The sequence below is a fragment of the Dysgonomonas termitidis genome, assembly GCF_054657735.1.
The window spans coordinates 3636226-3659794 of sequence record NZ_BAAHYD010000002.1 but is presented as its reverse complement, the minus strand read 5'-3'; the positions used below and the strand labels follow the sequence as shown (position 1 = coordinate 3659794).

21 protein-coding genes are annotated in these 23569 nt (G+C 40.3%); all 21 read left to right on the top strand.

What is annotated here, in order from left to right; translation table 11 throughout:
- The first annotated feature begins 192 nt into the window (after positions 1–192).
- The 21 genes from ACYQ3L_RS19460 to ACYQ3L_RS19360 all read left to right on the top strand — a co-directional run bounded on the left by ACYQ3L_RS19460 (position 193) and on the right by ACYQ3L_RS19360 (position 23565).
- Positions 193–1047, top strand: a complete 855-nt coding sequence (locus ACYQ3L_RS19460) for a helix-turn-helix domain-containing protein (RefSeq protein ID WP_379995443.1) — start codon at positions 193–195, stop codon at positions 1045–1047.
- Positions 1048–1513: 466 nt separating this feature from the next.
- The gene (locus ACYQ3L_RS19455) at positions 1514–2113 is read left to right on the top strand and encodes a DUF3575 domain-containing protein (protein ID WP_379995445.1); all 600 of its coding nucleotides are present in this window, start codon (positions 1514–1516) and stop codon (positions 2111–2113) included.
- Positions 2114–2131: 18 nt separating this feature from the next.
- Entirely contained in the window at positions 2132–3184 is a 1053-nt protein-coding gene (locus tag ACYQ3L_RS19450; protein WP_379995447.1) for a DUF3868 domain-containing protein, read from the top strand.
- Between the two features lie 111 nt (positions 3185–3295).
- Complete coding sequence (locus tag ACYQ3L_RS19445) at positions 3296–4408, top strand: hypothetical protein (RefSeq protein WP_379995449.1); 1113 nt, start codon at positions 3296–3298, stop codon at positions 4406–4408.
- A 119-nt stretch (positions 4409–4527) separates the two neighbouring features.
- Positions 4528–5469, top strand: coding sequence for a FimB/Mfa2 family fimbrial subunit (locus tag ACYQ3L_RS19440; RefSeq protein WP_379995451.1), 942 nt, complete (start codon positions 4528–4530; stop codon positions 5467–5469).
- A gap of 80 nt (positions 5470–5549) precedes the next feature.
- Positions 5550–8435 (top strand): FimB/Mfa2 family fimbrial subunit, encoded by a 2886-nt coding sequence (locus ACYQ3L_RS19435; RefSeq protein ID WP_379995453.1) that lies wholly within the window; start codon positions 5550–5552, stop codon positions 8433–8435.
- A 45-nt stretch (positions 8436–8480) separates the two neighbouring features.
- The gene (locus tag ACYQ3L_RS19430) at positions 8481–9611 is read left to right on the top strand and encodes a clostripain-related cysteine peptidase (RefSeq protein ID WP_379995455.1); all 1131 of its coding nucleotides are present in this window, start codon (positions 8481–8483) and stop codon (positions 9609–9611) included.
- A gap of 668 nt (positions 9612–10279) precedes the next feature.
- Positions 10280–10663, top strand: a complete 384-nt coding sequence (locus ACYQ3L_RS19425; protein ID WP_379995457.1) for a hypothetical protein — start codon at positions 10280–10282, stop codon at positions 10661–10663.
- A 113-nt stretch (positions 10664–10776) separates the two neighbouring features.
- Entirely contained in the window at positions 10777–11319 is a 543-nt protein-coding gene (locus ACYQ3L_RS19420) for a Pvc16 family protein (protein ID WP_379995459.1), read from the top strand.
- Entirely contained in the window at positions 11316–12014 is a 699-nt protein-coding gene (locus ACYQ3L_RS19415; RefSeq protein WP_379995461.1) for a hypothetical protein, read from the top strand. Before ACYQ3L_RS19420 ends, ACYQ3L_RS19415 begins: the two co-directional genes overlap by 4 nt.
- An 18-nt stretch (positions 12015–12032) precedes the next feature.
- Positions 12033–13517, top strand: a complete 1485-nt coding sequence (locus ACYQ3L_RS19410) for a phage tail sheath family protein (protein ID WP_379995463.1) — start codon at positions 12033–12035, stop codon at positions 13515–13517.
- A gap of 29 nt (positions 13518–13546) precedes the next feature.
- Positions 13547–13999: a phage tail protein gene (locus tag ACYQ3L_RS19405; protein ID WP_379995465.1), complete on the top strand. Its 453-nt coding sequence runs from the start codon at positions 13547–13549 to the stop codon at positions 13997–13999.
- On the top strand, positions 13992–14519 hold the full coding sequence (locus ACYQ3L_RS19400; RefSeq protein ID WP_379995467.1) for a phage tail protein: 528 nt from the start codon (positions 13992–13994) through the stop codon (positions 14517–14519). The genes ACYQ3L_RS19405 and ACYQ3L_RS19400 overlap by 8 nt, the downstream gene beginning before the upstream one ends.
- 5 nt (positions 14520–14524) lie before the next feature.
- Positions 14525–14689 carry a DUF5908 family protein gene (locus ACYQ3L_RS19395; RefSeq protein ID WP_379995469.1) on the top strand — a complete coding sequence of 55 codons (165 nt, stop codon included), beginning with the start codon at positions 14525–14527 and terminating at the stop codon, positions 14687–14689.
- Positions 14689–15405 (top strand): CIS tube protein, encoded by a 717-nt coding sequence (locus ACYQ3L_RS19390; RefSeq protein WP_379995471.1) that lies wholly within the window; start codon positions 14689–14691, stop codon positions 15403–15405. The genes ACYQ3L_RS19395 and ACYQ3L_RS19390 overlap by 1 nt, the downstream gene beginning before the upstream one ends.
- Complete coding sequence (gene vgrG, locus ACYQ3L_RS19385) at positions 15380–17170, top strand: type VI secretion system tip protein VgrG (RefSeq protein ID WP_379995473.1); 1791 nt, start codon at positions 15380–15382, stop codon at positions 17168–17170. Before ACYQ3L_RS19390 ends, vgrG begins: the two co-directional genes overlap by 26 nt.
- 19 nt (positions 17171–17189) lie before the next feature.
- Positions 17190–17492, top strand: coding sequence for a PAAR domain-containing protein (locus ACYQ3L_RS19380; protein ID WP_379995475.1), 303 nt, complete (start codon positions 17190–17192; stop codon positions 17490–17492).
- Between the two features lie 2 nt (positions 17493–17494).
- Complete coding sequence (locus tag ACYQ3L_RS19375) at positions 17495–17899, top strand: GPW/gp25 family protein (RefSeq protein WP_379995477.1); 405 nt, start codon at positions 17495–17497, stop codon at positions 17897–17899.
- Positions 17900–17905: 6 nt separating this feature from the next.
- The gene (locus tag ACYQ3L_RS19370) at positions 17906–20992 is read left to right on the top strand and encodes a hypothetical protein (RefSeq protein WP_379995479.1); all 3087 of its coding nucleotides are present in this window, start codon (positions 17906–17908) and stop codon (positions 20990–20992) included.
- An 8-nt stretch (positions 20993–21000) separates the two neighbouring features.
- Positions 21001–21726: a hypothetical protein gene (locus ACYQ3L_RS19365; protein WP_379995481.1), complete on the top strand. Its 726-nt coding sequence runs from the start codon at positions 21001–21003 to the stop codon at positions 21724–21726.
- Positions 21727–21729: 3 nt separating this feature from the next.
- Positions 21730–23565 (top strand): hypothetical protein, encoded by a 1836-nt coding sequence (locus ACYQ3L_RS19360; RefSeq protein WP_379995483.1) that lies wholly within the window; start codon positions 21730–21732, stop codon positions 23563–23565.
- Positions 23566–23569: the final 4 nt, after the last annotated feature.

Here is a 23569-nt window from a genome sequence, read left to right as displayed (position 1 = left end):
GATAGCAGTTTAATCGCAATGTTTAGTCGTTTGTTGTTTTCAAATTATCACTTTCAACAGAGGATTGATAATTGGAAATAAGGATATGATAATTTGAATAAAATGAACAATCTTACTTTTTGTCTGTTGAAATTGTATATTTCGGCCTTTTTTATAGTTGGATTAAGGCAAAACAGGGAGAATTTGATATTTATGAAGACAAATTATCGAAACAATTCGCCCGAAAGCTATATCATGGATACTGAGGAGACAACAGTATCGGTTAATATTTGGATATTAGGACAAAATCAATATCACGAATTTATAGCAGGTGAACATAATATTTTATTTGTGACTTCCGGCAGCCTTATCTGCTCTCTTCAAGGATATATTGATGAAGATATCGGATCTGGACGAATGGTATTCATATCGATGGGATCTCGTTGTTGTATAAGCACTACCGAGGGGGTATCACTTATATGCCTGAAGCCCGGGGATATTTTAAACCTTTACAATTATCCGTTTTACAGTCAACGACAGAAGTCAAATAATAAAAAGTCAGAAAATAAATTATCTGTATTACAATTCACTCCATTGATTACAGCTTATGTTGATTATTTAAAATGGTTTCTACAATCGGGCTTTAATGATCCGCTCTATTTTGGTATAAAAACCAGGGAGCTTTTTCAGCTGATGTCTATAAGTTATTCTCTGGCTGAAAGGACTTTTTTCTTTCAAGCTTTAATATCCAGCGATAAAAAATTTTCTGACCTTATATATAAGAATTACAGACAGGCCTCATCTATCCGTGAACTGGCGACCATGTCTTGTTATAGTTTGTCGGGTTTTGAAAAACGTTTCCTAAAGGTATTCGGAGTTTCGGCTTCACGCTGGATTGCGTTACGAAGAGCTGATGATATCTATCACGAAATAACCAAGACTCAGAAAAGTATAAAGCAAATAAGCTTTGATTATGGCTTTTCGTCGGTATCGCATTTTCACAAATTCTGTAAAACTAAACTGGGTTTATCCCCCGGATATATACGTAAGCAACTTCGAGACCGGTGAGAAAAAGATAAAATGGGAAACTAAATAAACAAAAAAGGAGAATTTGTATAATTTTTTTTTGATGCCTTAACATTAGTTTTGTAACAAGGAAATCACAATAATAAGAAGCTAGGTTTGAGAGTATACCTGATATCTGATAAAAGTCCATTCCGATTTTTTGAAATTATTTTCTAATAACAGGGGATTTAACAGATATTAATAAAGAAAGAAAAATGACATATTAAACCCGTGTTTATTTCTGTATATAAAGAATGCTTAGTATCTGTTAATAAAGAAATAAATCCGGTATTCAAAAGTAATGGCATTAAGTTTCGGGAATACCGGAAAAAATAACTGGGACGAATACTAAAGTCAGAATCAAAAAAAGATTAAGCATAACCGGTATCTGAAAAACAAGGTATGGTTAATTGTACTCAGATAAATTCGATACACAGAATACGCAGAATAATTACTCAATAATATTCCAATGATTAGAATAGTTGTATTACTTACAGCTCTTACTGGGAGCCTATTTTTTAGATGCTACGGACAGTTTCCTCTAAAAACTAACCCGCCTTTGCAGGAAACAATGCCTTTCTTAGGGTTAAAAAGTAACCTTATCTATGATTTAACAACTACTGTAAATCTGGGAGCAGAAGTCCGCATGTCGGAATATCTGACCCTGGATATATCGCTGAATTATAATCCGTGGACATTCTCCAACAACAGGAAATTCAAACATTTCATGATTCAGCCCGAGCTTCGTTATTGGATCAACGAGCCTTTCAACGGGCATTTTTGGGGAGGTCATCTTCTGTACAGCCATTTTAATGTAGGCAACTTACCTTTCGGTGACTTTGCAGACTACCGTTATCAGGGTGATGCTTATGGATTTGGCGTCTCTTATGGTTATCAGTGGATATTGTCTCCGCGCTGGAGTATCGAGGCTTCGCTCGGCATCGGTTATATCCATATGGATTATACACGCTACGAATGTGAAGTCTGTGGACGGGAATTGGGAAAGGGCAGCCATAACTATTTTGGCCCTACCAAAGCAGGTATTTCCCTGATTTATATACTTAAATAAACTTAGCTTACAATATTTATGGATCAGATCAAATATCGTATTATACTCATTTTACTCGTTCTGCATTTCTTCCCCGCATACAACATCTTTGGGCAGAATATCCGGTTCGATGTTACTGAGATCAAAGAAATAGAGGATAGTCTGGTAGCTAACTATCGGGTAAAAATAGGCACGAAACCGGTCTTGAGCGGAGAAGCATTGTATATCACGCCGGTACTGGCCACGGATAGTTCTTTCTATGACTTACCGCCGATAACTATCATGGGTAAAAATAAGCTAAAGGTTCTTAAGCGTTGGGCAAATAACTATAAAAAAGAACTAAGTACAGATTTTATCAATGCCGATATAAAAAATGATACGACCCTCTTTTTCAATGTATATTTACCTTACAAACAAAAAACAGATTCAGCATATCTGACTGTCAACAAATACCTTATAGGATACAGAGGGAAAAGCACTTATATGGCAGACTCTATTAATAGCCCAATAATCCCTGCTTCTGATGAGCCGTCGACTGTATCGCCTCAGCTGACTCTTATTACTCCGCCAAAAGAAGATAAGCTTCATTGCGTCTATAGTAAAGGCAATTTGTATTTTCCCATTGGACGCTCGGCTATCGTTCCTGCATACTTGTCTAACCCAAAAGAACTAGCCAGAATAGATAGTATTTTTCAATATATGTTAAATAACAAAAATGTAACACTGCAAAATGTATATATTGAAGGTTATGCTTCACCAGATGGCGTATATGAGAAGAATGATTTATTATCTAAGGCAAGGGCTTATGCCTTAAAAGATTACATAAAGAATAAATTCAGCATCTCCGAAGATTTGTTTGTGATAAGCTCTGTTGCAGAAGATTGGGAAGGATTGACAGCTATCTTAAGCATCAGTGATATAATCAAAAAAGATAAAATTCTGGAAATTATAACATCTGCCAGCTCATACGACAGACGCGAAGCAGCATTAAAACAGCTCGACAAGGGACTACCCTATCTCAGCATACGTCATAAGATACTTCCGGAATTAAGACATGCAGAATATAAAATTTGTTATTCGGTAAAGGACTAACTCCAGAATACACTGCTAAACAACCTCAGAAACAGGTGAATCTAATTAAATGAATGATATATAAAAAATTATTTTATCAATCACATTGAATCAATTTTAAAATTAAAAAGTATGAAGACAAAATTCGTTTATTTAATCCTATCGGCTATGGTCTTGTTACTGGGATTCAGTAATTGTTCCAGTAAAGAAGAGATAGAAGGAGAAGACTCTACGGAAACCAAAAGTGTGTTTCTAAAGATTAACAAAGAAGCCCCGATAACTTATTCCGAAGAATCCCCGGTCGGCAGTAGTTCGACTGTTGGATTTAGTTCCGGCGACCTCTACTTTGTAAACGCAGCAGGCGCTATCCTAAAGCATTATACACTTTCTTCCTCACTGACAAGCGGCACGAATATCAGCCTGACAGATATCCAGGCCGGGAAAATCATTAGTAATCTGCCAGGCCAGGTAGCCGCCGTGCATGTAGTAGGAAATACCTCTGGTCTTCCCACATCAGGAAACATATCAACAGTAAAAGCAACAGCTTTGCAGATAACATCACAATCGGATATCGCAGAGGTAAACCTGTACGGAAGTGCAATACCTACTCCGACGTCAGGAAACAGTTACAATTGTGCTATCACCCTGAAGCCGACTGTAGCACGTATTGAACTGACCGATATGACTTCAACGGGTGAAATAACCGGTTTCCGGGTCGATGGCATTTTCATTGACAATTATTACTCAGAAGCGACAGCCGATGGATCGGTAGATTCAGGTGATCTGAAGAGCAACGGATCTGTCCCTGCTACTTTCACGGATAATTCAGTTGCATACCCTACAGCTCTTAAGACTATTGCTTATGACTATTACACTTCAGGAATAACTGCATCATCGCAAGTTGCCGCACCGGCTACCTCAGGAGATGTATGGGCATATAACCTGTTTGCCAATACGACTGTCGGCGCTTTTGCCGTTCCCCGCATTATTATCCGGTTGAGCAATATTACAACCAATGACGGGTCTACATACGCTTCCCCTCAGTTTATTACAATTAAAGGGTTGAAGGATTCGGGCGTAAGCCTGACTGCGATTGAAGCAGGAAAGGTTTATAATATCGGCGCGGGAGCATTTTCGTTCAAAGAAACAGATCTGACTCCGGCTCCGAATATGAACGCAATAGACGTGACTGTAACCGTCACTTTGGCTACATGGACAATTGTTGACGTCACACCTGAATTATAACCAAATAAAATCTTATGGGGAAATGCGGAAAGTATTTTCCCCATAAGACTTATCTGATAAACTCTGAGATAATTTGCCTTGTTTGAGTATACTGCTTATAAAATATAAAAGGGTTATTTATGAAACTATTTCATCTGATTTTTGTATTGTTTGCCGTCTTGATGTGGAACGGATGCATCGATGACAGCGCAAACGCTGGATGTCCGGTTGAACCTGAAGACAATTTTATATTGAAGTTCCGTTACCAGGGCAACGACCCGAATGAACTTTTTATCAAAAAGATACAAAAGGTGGATGTATTTGTTTTCACTGACGACGGGCTATTCGTTACAGTACAGAGTGCAGACCTCGCGGCATTAACCTCTTTTACAGGTATCACCTTAAACCTCGATCCGGGCAGCTATCAGATTGTTTGCTGGGGTAATGTATCAGATAAAAACCATATAACACCATTAAAAAGAAGCAATCGCCTGAGCGATGCGCTCTTATACAATACTGCTGCCAGAAGCGGCATAGCTACTACAAACGGGGATTCTTTATATTTTGCGTCCGACAATTTCACATTGTCCCCAAGCCTGAAGACGGCAACTAAAGCTGAAAATGTCATAGAACGCATCCTCAATTTCCGTAGCGCTCACATTACAGTACAGGTATATACAAAAGGACTCGTAGATAAAAATGCACAAGGAGAACTTTTACCGCCGATAATTGAAATGACCGGTGTCCCCGGCGGTTATAATTTTGCAATGGAGACCGCCGGCAATCCGATCAGCTATCTGGATACATCCGCGTTTCAAAACATTTCAGGGGAAGAATTTACAGCAATAACCTTTCTTACTCCCCGCTTCACAGATAATAATGCCATAGAGGTTATCATAAGGAAAGGCTCGGATGGCAGCATACTGACTAATATAAATCTGAAAAATTTTATGTTAGAAAATAATATAACAGTAGATAACACCCCGGAGGCGGTGATACCCATACTGGTAGAATATAAAGAAGCCTCTATTATAATAAGCGTTCCCGAATGGGGACAAACTCCGGTAGATCCCGAATTATAAAGAATAAATCAGGCAGGTGGATGTTACTGTCTGCTCCGGCCTGAATCAAATATAATACATAAAGTAAAACGAGATACAGTATGAAAACAATAGAACTATATATCAGATACAGCTTGATCGTCAGTCTGTCTATCCTATCCGGCTTTCTTTCCGGTTCCTGTCAGGATAATGATGACATACAAGCTTCTGATACAGATGCAGCGATGGTGACTTTTTCAGTAAAAGTTCCCGGTTCGTCCACACCAAGCACTTATGCCTTGAATACAAATGACGAAAACGAGGTTAAAAGCATTGAAATACTATTGTTCGATACTAATGGTAAATATGTTTACCAGCCGATATTCAGTAATGTGATCAATACAGATCCTATCGACAGCAAAATTAAAACTTTTACTGTAAAAGTACCCGAAGGAACTTACAACATAGTGGTGCTTGCCAATTCGCGTCAGCCGTTATCAAACACTTCCGGCAGTTTCAGTGTTGGCGATACGAAAGCATCAGTCCTTGATAAACTGATAATCACCAACGCCGGGAAATGGAATGCAAATTCTGCATCGGGAGGATATATCCCGATGCCTATGTGGGGAGAAATTGCTTCCATCACTATAAACCAGAGCACACCGGCCAATAATCCTGTCAATCTTATACGCATGGTTTCCAAGATTGATGTTACCCTTACAGGCACTGCTGCAACTGATAATCTCAAGTTGAAAAGTATACGCCTGTATAATTACAATAACCAGGGACGTATTGCTCCTGATGCCGCAAACTGGAACCAGTCGCAAAATATTGTTACTAATCCAAGTGTTCCCTCTACGTCGGCACTTACATTGGGGCCATTATTATATGATGGAACTTCCATTACTACTACCGATGTATCCTCTATCGGTGAAATATATACCTTCGAGGCTGTAAAAGCAAATCCGTCGTCGCTGGGAAACGCCACCTGCCTTGTTATAGGGGGAATATATACAGGTGATTCCCAGCCTACATACTACCGTGTCGATTTTGCCCAGACTTCTTCTACCACAACCTACCTGTCTTTACTCCGGAACCATCATTATAAGGTCAATATTTCTGAAGTCAGCGGCCCGGGATTGGCTACTCCTGCCGATGCTTTTAATTCCCGCCCTGTAAATATTAAAGCCGAGATTATAGAGTGGAACGACGGGCAAATTTCAGATATCGTTTTCGATGGCCAGTATATGCTCGGAGTATCTCAGGGAGAGTTTACGTTGCCTCGTAACGAGCTTACTGCCTCGAATGATAATAATGCACTTTCGATTACAACCGATTATCCTTCGGGATGGCTGGTGGATAAGATTGTCGATACCGGAGGGAGCAGTATAAGCTGGCTGAGTCTGGTATCCCTGTCAGGCACTCCTGTTGTGTCGGGAGCATCGGGTTCCACAACAAATGTGAAATTGAAGCTCACAGAAAATATAAGCGGCTCTGCCCGTATAGGCTTCATCCATCTGAAGGCCGGACGCCTTGCTTATGTAGTGAAAGTCACACAGGGTATCAATACAGATATTGCCCTGAATATAAAAAATGCAGCAGGAACTAATAATATCACCGAATTAGTGTTTGCCGCACCGATAAATACACAGCCGGTGTCGCAGCAGTTCAGGATAAAATGGTCTCCGGCCTCTTTTACAGTCACATCGGTTAATAGTGCTGTAGGTAGCGCCGCCTTTTCATTCGATGGTGCATCCGATCAGCCGGGTTCGGGCGCATTACTGAATATAAGCGATCCGTCGGGCGAAAAGTTATTTACGATCCGCCCAACGGCTATTGTCAGTTCGGATCTTACCAGCAATCCATTCCTGGAGAAAATATCAAAAGTTGATTTTACATTATTCAACGGAGAAACTTACCTGTCAAAAAGTATATTCCTGCGGCAGTCTACTTATAATCTGGTATTCAGTAATGTAAGCAGTTCTTATTGGACAAATGGCAGCGCCTATACTTTCAATGTCAGAAGCAATGCCAATTGGCGGATCAAATCCATTTCACAGCAGCTGACTTCGGGCACAGGCTCTCTCCTTAATTTGCAGGTATCGGATAATCTGGTGGTAGGAGCTACAGGCAGCAGCAATACCAACCCCGGTACTCCGGTTACTTTCCGGGTTGCAAGTAATATTGTCAGTCTGGCCGGTCAATTGACCGTCGTTTTTGAGAGCCCCGATTCTCCTAAGAAATTTGACGATGTAACCCTTGTCCTCAATTTGAGTAATGAATACTATCCTGCTGCTCACAAAGGTTGGGCGGGAAGTAACATCTATTACGATACTGCCGCAGGCCACCTTACTTTCGACGATACGGGTGTTACTACTCATAAGAATTATCAGGGAGTGTACTTCCTGGGGGGAAGCCTCTATGGTATCTCGCCTGTAGGTGATTTCTTAACTTCGACAGTCATCTATCCACCGTTAGGCGGTACAACAACTATGGCTACCTGGGGTGTTATTCCTTATTTAACTGTCACTCTTGCAGGTAGTAATCCTCCTGCCGGAAAATCAAGAGAGGACCGCGCCCATCTTTACGAAATGACTGATGGACCGACCGGAGTTGGTGATATTTGCAAGTACCTCACAGATAAAGGTTGGGCTCCGGCAGGAAAAAAATGGCGTATGCCAACTTCCTCGGAGTTTTATCCTGCATCAGGTGCATATACAATGGCAGGAACTTTCGGAAATGTGACATCTACCCAGACGAATGGCAGTTTCTCGTTTAGTATGGGATATAATAAGGCAGACATAGGGGCGCCATTCTTCCCTGCCGCCGGTTATCGCAATTTAGGTACCGGTATTTTAATCAATACCGGATCAAACGCATGTTATTGGTCTTCCTCTTCTATAGATGCAAGTGGTTATTTCATATCTTTTGGCAACAATAATGCTGTAAATCCGGGACAAAGCATAGTTCGGGGACTTGGTTTCTCTGTCCGGTGTGTTGTAGAATAAAATAAGGAGAGATAGATTTTATAATGCTGATAAAGTGATAAGAGTATGGTAAAGAAAAGGAAGACAATACTTCTGTATGCCTTATTATTTATCTTCTGGTCAGGATATTCATGTACATCTGAAGATAGCAAATATACAGAAATCGGCCATGTACTGCTCGTATATCTGGGAGGAGATAACAACCTGTCGGATGAAGCCAGCCTCAAATTAGATGCTCTATCCCGCGGATGGCAATCAGACCCGAAATCAAAGATTCTTGTTTATCTGGATTCCCGGGATAAGCCTCCCCGTTTGCTGGAGATTGACGGGAAAGGCTCGTTCGGCACACTCCGGCAATATGAAGAAGAAAATTCAGCGGGCAAGAATGTTTTTCGCCGTGTAATTACCGATACGAAAGCATTGTATCCTCAGGCATCTTTCAATCTGTTAGTCTTTTCTCACGCTTCCGGCTGGCTTCCGGCCGGAACTTTATCATCTCCCAAATCCGCAGGCAAGGTAAAGACCATACTGGCTGATGGAGATGATGAGATGGAACTTCCGGATTTTGCAGAAGCTATTCCTGATAAGGCATTTCATACGATAATCTTCGAGGCCTGTTTCATGGCGGGTATAGAAGTGGCATATCAGCTCAAAGATAAAGCGAACTATATTGTTGCATCATCGGCAGAGATACTTTCCCCGGGATTTACATATATCTTCCCTCATGAAGTAAGTAAATTAGTACATAGCGATAATGAACAGTTTATAGATGCTGCCTTTAATTATTTTAACCAGCAAACAGGAGATATGAATTCTGCTTCTTTCTCACTGATAAAAACCGACTCTTTAGATGCCCTAGCCGGGTATATCAGGCAGAATTGTGATTTTAGCAAGGAAGTTCCCGTATCGGATATTCAGCATTTCGACAGATATTCTTATCACTTATTTTTCGATTTCGAAGATTATTTCAGCCGGTTGATGCCGGAAGACAAGAGAGAGGGCTTACATATCCTGATAAACAATGTGGTAGCTCATAAACTTGCGACTAAGGCGTTCATGCCGGGATATAATGGTTTTACAATTAATAAACATTCTGGGCTGACAACTTACATTATGCAGGAGGAATTTACACGGCTCAATCAAGAATATACATATCTGGATTGGTACTATGCAGTTACAAAAACGAAGAAAAAATAATGAAACTTTTGTCGCAGGATACATTGTATCTCTCTGCTTGTAACTTTTCTTCAAAAGGTAACACCTTCAGTTAACAGTCAACAACTCGTAACGTTCGAAAAAGTTACACCTTTTCGCCCATTTGCTAATCTGCTAATACACGAATTTACTAATTAATCTTTGGCTCCGCCGATTTTCAATTCAAAGAGCTATCAGTTAAAAATACACATCCGCTTTTATCTTTTTTATTGTGTATATACCTGGAGAATACATATACCTCTGCCTCAGAGATAAGGAGTGTTTATATATCTCAAGAGGATGCATAGATGTTTCAGGCCGGAGGCGTTAGTCGTATTCCTTATTGAATAACAATTTTATTTCCTCATATTTTCTGTCAGTAAACCTCAAAGATTACGCCGTGATTGAAGTAAGACATTGTAAATTATTCCCATGCAAAATGTAAAGGTATAAGCTTGAATCATAGGGTAATGACCGGCCGGAATTTGAAAGAGATTCAGTGGGGATCAATAAAATATTACCAGCCTTATAAGCTATTCTTAAATTTTTTATCTGGATTCATTCGGATATAATATCTTAAAAAGTGTTATCATTTATATATCGCTATTTTTATAGCGCATATTCTTTTATTAGAATTAAGGGAATCGGATTAACTTTAAAATGATAGAGATATGCCTCAGAACAAATTTGCTTTGGCCCGTTATTGTATGATTGATAGCCTGCTTCATAAACATGAGTATGTTAAAACTGCGTATATTGTCGAGATTTGCCGGCGAAAATTAAAGTGTAATATTACTCAACGTACTATTCAAATGGATATTGAGGCGATGAGGGATGATCCATTTCTTGGATATTTTGCCCCAATAGAATATTGCCGCCGCAGGAAGGCATATTATTATGAAGAGGGCGAATTTCGACTATTCCCGCATCGCTTTTCTAATAAAGAGGTTTCTCTTATGCAAAATTTATTGGTATTGATGCGAAATTATATTCTGGATGATGACTATGAGTCGCTTAAAGAGATTGTCGCTAAAATAAGAATGTTTAACTGTTAGAATTTATCAGATGACGAAATAAAATTTCGTTATACCTGTCTATATTTGACTTTTGATCAGAGAAACGCATATTTCTATTATATCAGGGTGTAAAATAAAAATCATGCCGGTTTATGATAGCCAGAACATTATCAGCTTTATCTTTTTTTTCATCGGATTATCTAAGGAGAACTTTCAACGTAGATGAGGATATCGTTTGTCTGCAGCCATTGTTCAATTTATCCCGATCATCTCCGGATAATAAAATCCATCTTTCATTAGTAAATGTGGAAAGGGAGACTGCGGGAGGAATCCAGTTTAATAAAACTTCTATTTCCGGCTCATATGCTCAGAAAGGGGCTCCATCGTGGATGTTGAATCTTTATATAATGTTTGCAGCGGTATTTTCAGAAAAACAATATGAGGAATCATTGCAGTTATTGTCAGCCTTATTTGCTTTTTTACAGACTAACAGTAAATTCACTATACCACAATCGAATATTACTTTTAATATGGAGCCTGTTAATTTGTCTTTTAACGAATTATCCAATTTGTGGAGTATCAATGGCAGTAATTATTTCCCTTCTGTATTATGTAAGGTGAGAGTATTGGATATCGATTCGGAAGAAATAAAACAATTACAACGCGTTGTAAGTCAAAAAGAAGTTAACACATGAATAGTATTGAAAAATATGATATATGGTTCTCGATCCGTGTGGTTCATGAATATTATGACAATGGGAATTGTCCTGTCGCATTGACTCCATCGCGGGAAACCATAAGCTTCTTCAAACGAAATGGAATAATTTGTAAGATGACGGGGAACAACAAATGGGTGCTGCTGACACAATCTAAGGATTTTGCCTTAGAAACTGCCGGCATATTATCTTTTGAAATGATTCCTCAGGACAATATATTTTACTATATTACCGAATTGCCACAGAAAAAAGATAATGATGATTATATATTGGAGAAAAGTCTCGCTGTGGGGAAATGGATGAATGTATTGATTCCGTTTGACAATGTAAAAGAGGAAATAGATATAGGATTAAGAACCAAATTCAAATATTGGGAGTTTGTAATTATTCCCCGATATGCCGATGACAATGTGATTCTTAGAATAGAAGAAAAACGTAACCGGATAACATTCGGAGATATGGAAGAGATCGGTTTTCCCAGTGTGGGAAAGGCTTTCAGAGTATCCACCGTTGAGAAAAATAAGATAAAGGAGACACAGGAACATGTTGTCCGGCTCTATGAAATCAGGAGCAACGGTGAACGTCTGTTAAGTGGAAATATTCCGCTTCCTCGTCCTGATGAAGTCTCCATGACGCAGCCGGAAGATACCGTGACGACATATTTTTATATATAAACCAATAAATTTCAACCTATGAGTGCAATGAAAACACCAGGGGTGTATATCGTTGAAAAAAACGCATTCCCCAATTCTGTAGTGGAAGTGGCAACTGCTGTACCTGCTTTTATCGGTTATACGGAAAAAGCAGCCAATGGTAACAAATCTTTGTTGAATAAGCCTTGGAGAATCACATCCATGGCAGAGTTCAGGTCTTACTTCGGAGAGGCTCCGAAACCCAGGTTTGAATTAGCTGAGGGTGCCGGTTCTTCAGCCATTAATTTTAACGGAAAGAGTTACTTGCTGCAAAGAACCGATAGCTATATACTTTATTATAGTATGCTGCTATTCTATGCAAATGGTGGAGGCCCTTGTTATATAGTTTCGGTTGGTGATTATTCTTCCGGTATAGAGGAAGACAAAATGGAGCAGGGTATAGCTCCGTTGATTAAAGAACAGGAGCCTACGATGGTGATTATACCGGAAGCCATTGTTTTGAAAGCAGAGGATTGCTACGCGCTCCAGACAGCAATACTGAAACATTGCGGATATGAGATGAGAAACCGCTTTGCCGTACTGGATGTACATGACGGATATAAGGACAGGAAAGACCCTGACGGAGATGTAGTTGCAAAATTCAGGGAGAATATAGGACGTGAATTCCTTGATTTCGGCGCTGCTTATTATCCGTGGCTGAACACTTCCATAGTGCAGGAAAATGAGTTGAACTATGAAAATCTGGATATAGAGAACTTACAAGCCTTGTTGACGGAAGAACTGGAAGCTTCGGCTCTTGACGAAGAGAAGAAAAAGCAGGTAAAAGATTATATAGATGGACTGAAGGAAGGTTTGACCGATGTGGAACGCAGTACTTTACACAAAATATTGTCGCAACTGAGTTTTCTATACAGGGAAATTATGAAAGAAATGCGGATTTCATTGAATCTGCTTCCTGTATCAGCTGCCATGGCCGGAGTTTATACGATGGTCGATAACACTAAGGGCGTATGGAAGGCTCCTGCGAATGTAAGTGTAGCCACCGCGATAAGCCCTACTGTCAATATCTCACACGAGGAGCAGGAAGATTTAAATGTGCCTCTGAGCGGGAAGTCCGTAAACGCTATTCGTACTTTCATCGGAGAAGGTATTAAAGTCTGGGGTGCGAGGACACTGGATGGGAATTCCCTCGACTGGAGGTATATCAATGTCCGCCGTACAATGATAATGCTACAGGAGTCCGTTAAAAATGCGGCGCGTGCGTATGTATTCGACCCTAATGAAGCAAACACATGGATTAATGTGAAAAGTATGATATCCAATTTCCTGAATGGAATATGGAAGCGTGGAGGATTGGCCGGAGCTGTGCCCGATGACGCGTATAGCGTACATGTCGGTCTGGGTGATACAATGACGCCAGAAGACATATTGGAAGGCATTATGCGGATTACCGTCCTTGTGGCTATTACCCGCCCTGCGGAATTCATAGAAATTACATTCCAGCAGCAAATGCAAAAAAGTTAATAAGTAATAATAATTAAAATCAGAATATTATGGCAGGAGAAGCACAGGATAATGTATGGCCTTTACCCAAGTTTTACTTTGCAGTGGAAGTGGCCGATTTACCGGAAGCCTCATTTCAGGAAGTTTCGGGGCTGGATGTGGAAGCACAGATCATAGAATACCGTCACGGGAATAGCCCGGAGTTTTCTACAATAAAGATGCCCGGCATCAAGAAATATGGAAATGTGACATTGAAGAAAGGGATTTTCAAGGGCGACAATAAGTTTTGGGCTTGGTTCAATAAAATAAAGATGAACACGATAGAGCGTCAACCTGTGACAATAAAACTATTGGATGAAGGAGGTAATCCAACAATGGTCTGGACTCTAAAAAACGCATGGCCGACTAAGATCACCGGGACTGATATGAAGTCTGACGGTAATGAAGTAGCAGTGGAAACTTTGGAAATCGCTCATGAAGGGCTTGAAATAGCAAATGGCTAATGCAATTGATGTAAATTGGACCATTCCGACATCTTTTTATTTTCAGGTTACAATCGGCGACGATGAAATCGCATTTAAGGAAGTATCAGGATTATCAACGGAAATGGAACTGGAAACCATACAGGAAGGCGGGGTAAATGAATATGAGCACCGCCTTCCAAAACAGATCAAGCACGGAAACCTTGTTTTGAAAAGGGCTCTTATGCCGGTTTCAAACAATACGGCGATAGAATGGATAGGTAAAATTATGAACGAAGGTTCCTTTTTTGATATTACAGGCCGGACTCTTCCATTGACCAGAACTATTCATATCAGTTTGTTGTCGGTTGAGAGAGAGGAGGTTAAGAAAGATGGCAGGGTGATTGAGATAAAAGATAAGGCTATCCCTGTTTACAAATGGGAATGTGCAAATGCAATCCCGGTAAAATGGGAAGTCGATACCCTCGATGCGGAAAAAAATTCAGTTTTGATTGAATCGCTGGAATTTGTATATTCCACTCTTAAGCGGCTTGATAAATAGATACTATGGCTATTGTAATAAAAGAAATAAATGTGAGAACGACTATCGAACGTAGTCCGAATACGGATAAAGGCGTGAGTCCGAAGGATATTTACCAGCTGAAACGGGAAATATTGAGAGACGTAAAAGATATCGTTAAACGGGAGATAAAACGTAACAGTGAACGCTAATGGCCGAACTCGAAAAAATGGTTATGACAGGCTATGAAAAGTCTGATTATAAAGGTAGTTATAAAGAATTTACTGCTCAGATTAATCCGGCCTCTATTTCATGGTCGAAAGAAATCGCTTATGAAGAGGATAGTGTCATAGGTTCGGGTAGCAGTGAGATTAAGTATAAAGGACATAAGGAAGATAAACTTTCGTTTAAAATTGTACTTGATGATACCGGTGCCTTGTTCAATCCCGGACAGACTGCAGGGCAAACAGCATCAGGCTCACGGAAAACAATACCCGCTATGGTCAATCAGCTGGAGACGGTATTATATACTATCGATTCCGAAAGCCATGAACCCAGATATGTGATATTAATATGGGGTGCATTCTGTTTTGAAGGGCGTGTTACTTCATTAAGTTACGATTATACTCTTTTTTCTCCCGAAGGAATGCCCTTGAGGGTAACTATATCGCTTTCTTTTTCGAGCCATTTGAATAAGAAGATTTCAAATAAAAAAGAGAATAAGAAATCGCCGGATCTGACCAGAGTGATAACACTCAAGGCCGGAGAAAGTATTGCCGGATGGTGCAATAAAATTTATAATGACCCTTCCTTTTGCAGCGATGTGGCAAAATGTAACGGATTAAGTAGTTTCAGAAATGTAGAACCCGGGGTATCGTTGATATTCCCACCACTTGGCAGAAATGGCAGAATCACCGATAAAGGATAGTCAGGGATTAATATCGTTCACCATATACAGTGAAGGTAATAAGATCAAAGACAGTTTCGGGCTCATATCCATATGGGTACGGAAAGAAGTGAACAGGATAGGCAAAGCAACATTAGTTTTTGAAGCCGGAAATCTGGCAGCCGGAACTATGGACGAAAGCGAGGACAACACATTTGCTCCGGGAAACGTTATTCGCATCGAAACGGGCTACCAGAGTACCGAAGAGGTTATATTCGAGGGAATAGTGACCTCACATAATATCGTGATACCTGGAGGTGAATGTGCCACATTGGAAATAGAATGCCGTGATTTTGCTTTTCCGGCTACTCTTGGACGGAAAAACAGATTGTTTGAGAAGTCGAAAGATAATCAGGTCATATCCAATATGTTGGCAGAATATTCCGCTTTGTCTGCAAGTGTAGATTCTACGACTGCAAAGCATAACGGGATAATACAGTATTATTGTTCCGATTGGGATTTTATCTTGTCCCGTGCAGATGCTAATGGCCTTGTAGTGATAACGGAAGGTAAAGATATTTCGGTGAAAAAGCCGGATGTAAAGGCGGCAGCCGTGTTGAAAGTTACTTACGGCACAGATCTTATAGAGTTTAACGGCCGTTTACAGACAGCATCCCAGATGTCCGGCGCGGTAGCTCTGGCATGGGACAGCACCACACAGAAGCTGGTAAAGGTGAGCGGAACAAACCCTTCTCTGAACGGGCAGGGAAATAGTATGCCGGCAGAACTTGCAGAAGCGGTAGGAATGGGAGACCGGAACTTACAGACTGAAAGCTGCACGGATGAAAGCGAACTGCAATCGTGGGCAGATGCGCTTCTGCTCAAAACAGGACTGGCTCGTATACAGGGAGACTTTAAATTTCAGGGAAGTGCAAAAGCTATCCCCGGATGTATCATAGATATCGACGGATTGGGAAATCGTTTTAATGGTAGTGTCTATGTAGGTTCTGTCGAACATGAAATAAAAAACGGAAATTGGTTTACTACCGCAGGCATCGGGATTTCTCCTGTGAATATTACAGACGAGAATAATGTCGTATCGCCTCTGGTTTCAGGATTGATGCCGGGTATTAACGGCTTGCATATAGGTAAAGTAACGAAGCTGGATGGAGACCCAGACTCTGAAAATAAAATTCAGGTGGAATTTCCATTATTGAATGGAGAAAAGAATACTATCTGGGCACGTTTATCAAATGTTTGGGCGAGTAATCAGTATGGGACATTCTTTATACCAGAGAAAGGCGATGAGGTAATACTGGGATTCCTTAATAACGATCCGCGTTTTCCTGTTGTGTTAGGTAGCCTTTACAGTAGTAAACAGGCTCCTCCGTATAAAATAGAGGCCGATAATAAACTGAAGGCAATCGTTACCCGGTCGAAGCTGAAAATCTCATTCGAAGAGGAAAAGAAAATAATCACGATAGAAACACCCGGAAAGAATATTATTGAAATCAATGACGATGCCAAAGCGATAAAACTGACGGACCAGAATAAGAATAAGATAGAACTGACGCCGGATGGAATCCTGATTGACTCAGCGAAGGAAATACAACTGAAAGCCAAAACGAATATTAATATAGAAGCAGGCGCCAATTTGAGCCTGAAAGCAAAATCAAATGCCACAATCGAAGGACTCAAAATAGAAGCGAAGGCTCAGACGGAATTTACAGCTAAAGGGAATGCTAAGGCTGAGTTGTCAGCTTCGGGGCAGACTGTGGTAAAAGGTGCTATGGTAATGATTAATTAACTATAAAAATGAAAAAGATATGCCTCCAGCAGCAAGAATAACGGATATGCACACATGTCCGATGCAAACTCCGGCTTTGCCCGTACCTATTCCTCATGTGGGAGGGCCTGTTATCGGACCCGGTGCGCCGACAGTATTGATCGTGAAGCTTCCCGCCGCGGTGATGGGTGATAATTGTGTCTGTGTGGGACCGCCCGATTCTATAATAAAAGGCTCTGCAACGGTAATGATATGCGGAAAACCCGCTGCCCGTATGGGTGATACTACCGCTCATGGCGGTAGCATAGTCCTGGGTTGCCCTACTGTAATGATAGGCGGATAACGATGGATGATAAACCATATCTGGGTATAGGATGGTCTTTCCCTGTTTCCTTCGATAAGAAGGAAGGCGTCTCAATGTCATATGGAGACGGCGATATCAGGGAGAGTTTAGAGGTATTGCTGTCAACCATACCGGGCGAACGTATTTTCAGGCCGGAATATGGATGCAATATCAGGCAATGGGTATTTTCAAGGATGAACCTTTCGGAAAAGACCCGCATTGCCAATACTATCGAGATGGCTATACTGGAGGGTGAACCGAGAATAATACTGGAATCTGTGGACGTGAATATAAAAAACGAACGTGAAGGCATATTGTGGATAAGTATCGATTATCTGGTCAGCCAGACAAATAGCCGGAGCAATATGGTCTATCCTTTCTACATAAGGGAAGGAACTAACTTATAGTACAATATGGGCAGAAAAGACGGTTTGAGCAGAGAAGACAGGGTAAGAAGGATAACTTCGGTAAAACCTTTTGCTGTTATCGATAACAGCAAAAAATCTCTATTGAACCAGGTTCTGGAAACAGCCCGCTTTATCAGATTCTATGATTCCCAGAACATACATGCCGGGTATTTTGATGAATTATTGAATGAAATAAAGCTATTAGCCGGCTCAGATAACAGCTTTGCCGATGGTAATATGGAACCGTCACAAGCCCTGCTTTATGCCTTTTTGGAACAGCTACACGGAACCACCGGGCTGTTTAATGACAGATGGAATAATCTTGCCCAATGGTATCTGAATGAATTTTTGGGCGTTGTGCCCTTACCTACCATACCGGATAAAGTCTGGTTGTCCTTTTTAAAGGATAGTCCCATTCCCGTGATTTTGAAAAAGGGAACGGTCTTTAGTTTTAAGAGTAATGATAAGGCATTGTTCACCTATCGCCTGACAGAAGATCTGGAAGTACAAAATATCGAACTTGTCAATGCCTGTTCGTTGTACTTTGAAAGAAATAAGAACATCTTACCCGCAGCACACCTGAATTTCATAACTTCAGTAAAGATTAGAGACTTGCTGAATGATAAGTCGCCACGGAAAATGATGTTCGGGGATGACAGAAATCCCATATATTCCAAAGCATTAGGTTTAATAATTTCAGGCCCTTCCTTATTGCTCAGGGAGGGTAAAAGATGCGTGACCGTAACATTTAGCCCCGAAGATGAAAGATGGATAAAACAACTGGAGGATATCCTTAAGAGTCTGAGACTAAATATCGAAGGTTGGACAAAAGAGAAAATAATATTTGAATTATTCAATAATTTATTTTATGTGACTGTCAGTACCGCTGCCGGGTGGCTGGAGATAGCAGATTATACGGTGAAGAAAGATGACAGTAACCTGATCCTGAAATTTATCCTGTCAGAAGATTTCCCTGCGACAAAAGAATGTGAGGAGGAAATTCATCATTTTCAATCAAAATATCCTGCTTTGAGGATATATCCCAATTTCGACGCATGGCTTTATCCTTACTCGTGGCTGGAGAATTTTTTATTGGATAAGATTATAATAGAGACTTCGGCAGAGGGCATAAGCAACGTTTTGATTTATAATGAACTGGGGCGTGTAGATAACTCGAAGCCTTTTATGCCGTTTGGGGTGAATACGGAGCGGGGAGCATGGTTTGTATTGGGGAATTATGAGATGAGCAGGAAAGATGTACAGACGGTGAATTTACATATAAACTGGCAACAGCTACCGGACGATGAGAAAGGGTTATATGGCTATTACAGAGCTTATAATGATAAAATCGACAACTGCTCTTTCAGGTTGAAGGCCGATTATCTTGCCGACTATAAATGGTCTGGAACTCCGGAGACAAAGCCATTTTATCTTTTTTCGAGCGTAAAGAAAGATTTAGTTGGGAATCCTTTACCTGATGTTAAGTTATCGCAGGAAAATATATTGTCGGATATTGACATTCAACGAATGCCTGTATCTTTCTCTGAAGAAGAGGAATATGACTATGACATAAAATCAAGGTCGGGTTTTATCCGTTTTGTAATGGATGAACCATCGTTTGGCTTTGGTGAAAAGCAATACAGGCACTTGTTCACTGAACAGATGATAAAAAATACTTTTCGCAAGAAGAAGCAAGAAGCGGTAAATCCACCTGTAAATCCACTGATCGAGAAAATAACGATGGATTATCATTCCCGGGATGTGATCGATCTCAGAAAGCATAAGGCTACCAATGAGACGGATGTTTTTCAGCTTTATCCTTTAGGGTATATATCTGCATTGCCTGATGGAGAGAGCCGTTCTGTACCCTTTGTTTATAAACTGGACACCGATGCGAATATATTGTTATCCTTCAGGAATGTAAAGGGAGGAGAGATACTCACAATCTTTTTTGAATTTTTGCCTGACAGCAAAGAATGTACGACGGAGAATATCCCCCGGATTGTGTGGTATTGGGGTAATGGATATAACTGGCACAAAGTCTCTCCGAATACGGTATTGTCAGACCACACGCAAAATATGCTTGCTTCCGGGCATATAAAGATACGATTGCCGGATAAGGTAGATGATTCTTTGCTGGATGCAAATCACCTGTTGTGGTTGAGAGCCGGTATAAAGAGATATGAAGAAAATATATCTGAAATTAAGACAATACATATTAATGTAGTCAAACTGGAGTTAGATGCAGATCTGGCTGACAAGTCGGACATAGATGGTTATGAAAATAAGGAGTATGAGTTGGTTCCCGATATAAAACTGCCGGGGATAAAATCCTTTCAGCAAATATCTTCTTTTTATAGTGGCAGAGATGGAGAGAATGAGACAGATATGCAAATCCGCATATCGGAATATGTTACCCATCGTGGAAAGGCCGTTACGGCAAGAGACTACGAGCGGATTGTGTTACAGTCCTTTCCTGATATTGCTAAAGTTAAGTGTCTCCCCGATTTTGACTGTAAACACAACCGGAAAGGCGTGGTCACACTGGTTGTGATTCCAAAAATCGAAAAATATGATAACAGAATATATATGCCGTTGACCCCGTCATATTTTATGCTTAAGATTGAGGAGTATATGTTGCGTCATACTTCTGCATATGTAAAAGGTATTGATGTAATAAATCCTGTCTATGAAGAGCTGATGGTGAGGTGTGATATTTCATTTTACGAAGATTATTCACAAGCTATTTCCCAGACAAGGTTGAGTGGGGTTTTAAACGATATGATAGCTCCGTGGCAGACAAAAAAGAAACTGCCGGTATTCGGTTACTCAATCAATATGAAAAAAATGCATGACAGTATTGGAGCCCTGGATTTTGTAAAGAGTATAAACAGTTTGTCAATAATAAGGATAGCAAATATAAATGAATCTTATAGTTTATACGAATATGGGAAGGATAATGACATGGTTGTTCCCCAATACCCCCATGTGATATTCGTTCCGGCAGATAATCATATAATAGGATCGGGTATATTGCCGGACTTTGGGATAAATGAGATGTCGGTAAATAAAACATTTATAATCGGAGTATAGGATAATATATGGCCAGAAGAAACAGACAGACGCTCAAAAAGAGTTTCAGTAACGGGCAGAAACCTACTGAAAGGGATTTTGAAAATCTTATAGACTCTACCCTGAACATTCTAGACGATGGATTCTCCAAAAGTCCGGAAACAGGAATCGAACTGTCCCCTTTAGTTGGAGAAAAGAGGGTCGTCATGTCTGTATTCAGAGAATCCGGCGATCCTAAGCCCGAGTGGGAATTGTCTATTGGAAAATCGGGCGAGTTAAAAATATGCCGTTATGGAGAAGATTCTTCTGCGCCCCTTATCATTCTCAATACAAATGGAGGGGTAGAGATCGGTTGCAAGGAAAAAGATATATGCCTGAATGGGATGGTCAATATTCCGGGGAGGAAGGGTACTTTTGCTCAGGGACATGTCCCTGCCGATGGTAAGTGGCATGACATTACGGAAGAACTGGTAGGTGTATGCGCGTTGGAAGTTGTTGCGGCCAGCGGGAGGAAGCATACAGGCAAACATGCCATACTGGTGGCAATGGCCACTCATTGTTTCGGAGATAAACCGAAAATCAGGAAAATCAGGTCTCATTATGGTATATTCGGTAATAAGTTAAATATCAGATGGGTAAGGAATGAATTGAAAAGCAAGCTACAGGTGAAAAGTATATTCTATTATGGGGACGATATCCAGATTTATTATCAGGTAAGCAGTCTCTGGGATAATCCTTTAATGGAAAACATATAAATTATGTTCATAGAAAGACGCGATAAGAATGCTAATTACTACAAGGTATTGCAAAGCCGGACATTGGATTCGGTTCAGCGCCTGAGCGGGAATGTCTGGACCGATTTCAACGTCCATGACCCCGGTGTAACTATTGCCGATATATTCAATTACGCATTATACGAATTACATTATAAATTTCAATTTCCTTTCGAAAGTTATTTAAATATAGAAGAGCGGAAAGAAGCGGCATATCACAGAAAAGGATTTTTATCATCCGGATATATTTTCAGAGATAGTATTGTAACAATTTCAGATTATGAGCGATTGATAACCGGGAATATTTCAGAAGTTGAAGTATGTAAAGTCTCCCTGAATGAGAATATGCTTTATCATATAGAAGTCCAATTGCTTGCGGGTGCCGATGAAGGACAAGTAAGAAGAGATGTGGAAACACTTTATCATAATAACAGGAATCTATGTGAGAATCTCGGTGAAATAGCAATTGTAGATCATATCGGAAATTTAGAGGCTGATGAGCCGGATAACCATCCTAAAACATTAAAAATAAATCAGCCGGGTACTTATTGTCCGAAAATATCCCAAAGCTATTATTCCATACAGAATCATTTTCCCGAATGTTACGGCATCAGTGAGAGGGGTTTGTCAGGAGGGGTAACGGAGGAGTATCAGGCAAAGGTTTACCAACTTAAGGCTTACCTTCTTATATTCGATTATCTGCTGGCCGATGCGGAGAATCAGGCTAAAGATATCAGGATATTACTCGATTTATCGAAGAGGATACCCGGTAAAAAAACTTTGCCGGTCAATATCAGGGATATAGAAAAGATTGTGGATGAGAGACGCAGGGGAATGAGTAATATACATTCCAGTCTGTTTTGGCACATTCAGAAATCCCGTTTTTTTGATACTCTGGATTCGGTCTATGGAGAAGATACCCGAAAGATATTTAATAACCCGGACCTGTCATCTCAAAATGAGAAACGCGCTGATATTATATCCGCCTTTCCCAGGCTGAACAGAAACCGTTTCCGGTCATTCAATATATTTGATGAGTCCGGTAGTATTTCCGGCCTCAGGCAGACTATCGCGGCAATGCTGGGATATAAGGCGGGTAAAGAAATTCCTTTGTCCAACTATTTTGCACGGTATAGCCTGCAGTTACTCGAAGACCGGATATTCTTTACGAAACATAAATACAAGTTGAGTGTGAATATTGTTGAGGGAGCTTCGGACAATAGGCCAGAAAAGGTTCACAAGCAAGATATACAGTACAAAGAAGAAGACTATAAAGAATTATCTATGCGGATAAGTATCTTATGGCATAATCTGCTTTATGAAGCATTTCTGGTATATGGTGCTAATATAGACAATTATAAACTGATACATCAGCATGAAAAAGGCTATCTGTTGGTTTTTAAGGTACCCAAAAAGAATGATTGGTTTATTATCAGTCGTTTTTATGAAAAAGAAGCACTGGAGAAAACAGCGAATCTTTTTTGTCAGTTTATAAGACATTTGAATGTAAAAAGCCAGACTTTCTATCTGATAGAACACATCCTGTTAAATGATGGTATGGCGGGCGCTTCCGATTATAATAAGTTGACTATCGTTATTCCCCGCTGGACAAAGGGTATTTATAAAAAAACGAGATATGAAGAGCTGTTGAAGACCCGTCTTCCGGCACATATAGAGGCTGAGTTCGTATGGTTTGCAGTCGGTAAAATGTATAAGTTCGAGAAAGTATATTATCGATGGAGAAAATCAATGGCCGATAGAAACCAACCGGAGATATTGCAGTTCTCGGGGGCTATAAAGAGTATTCTTAGTAAAAAGTAAAAAC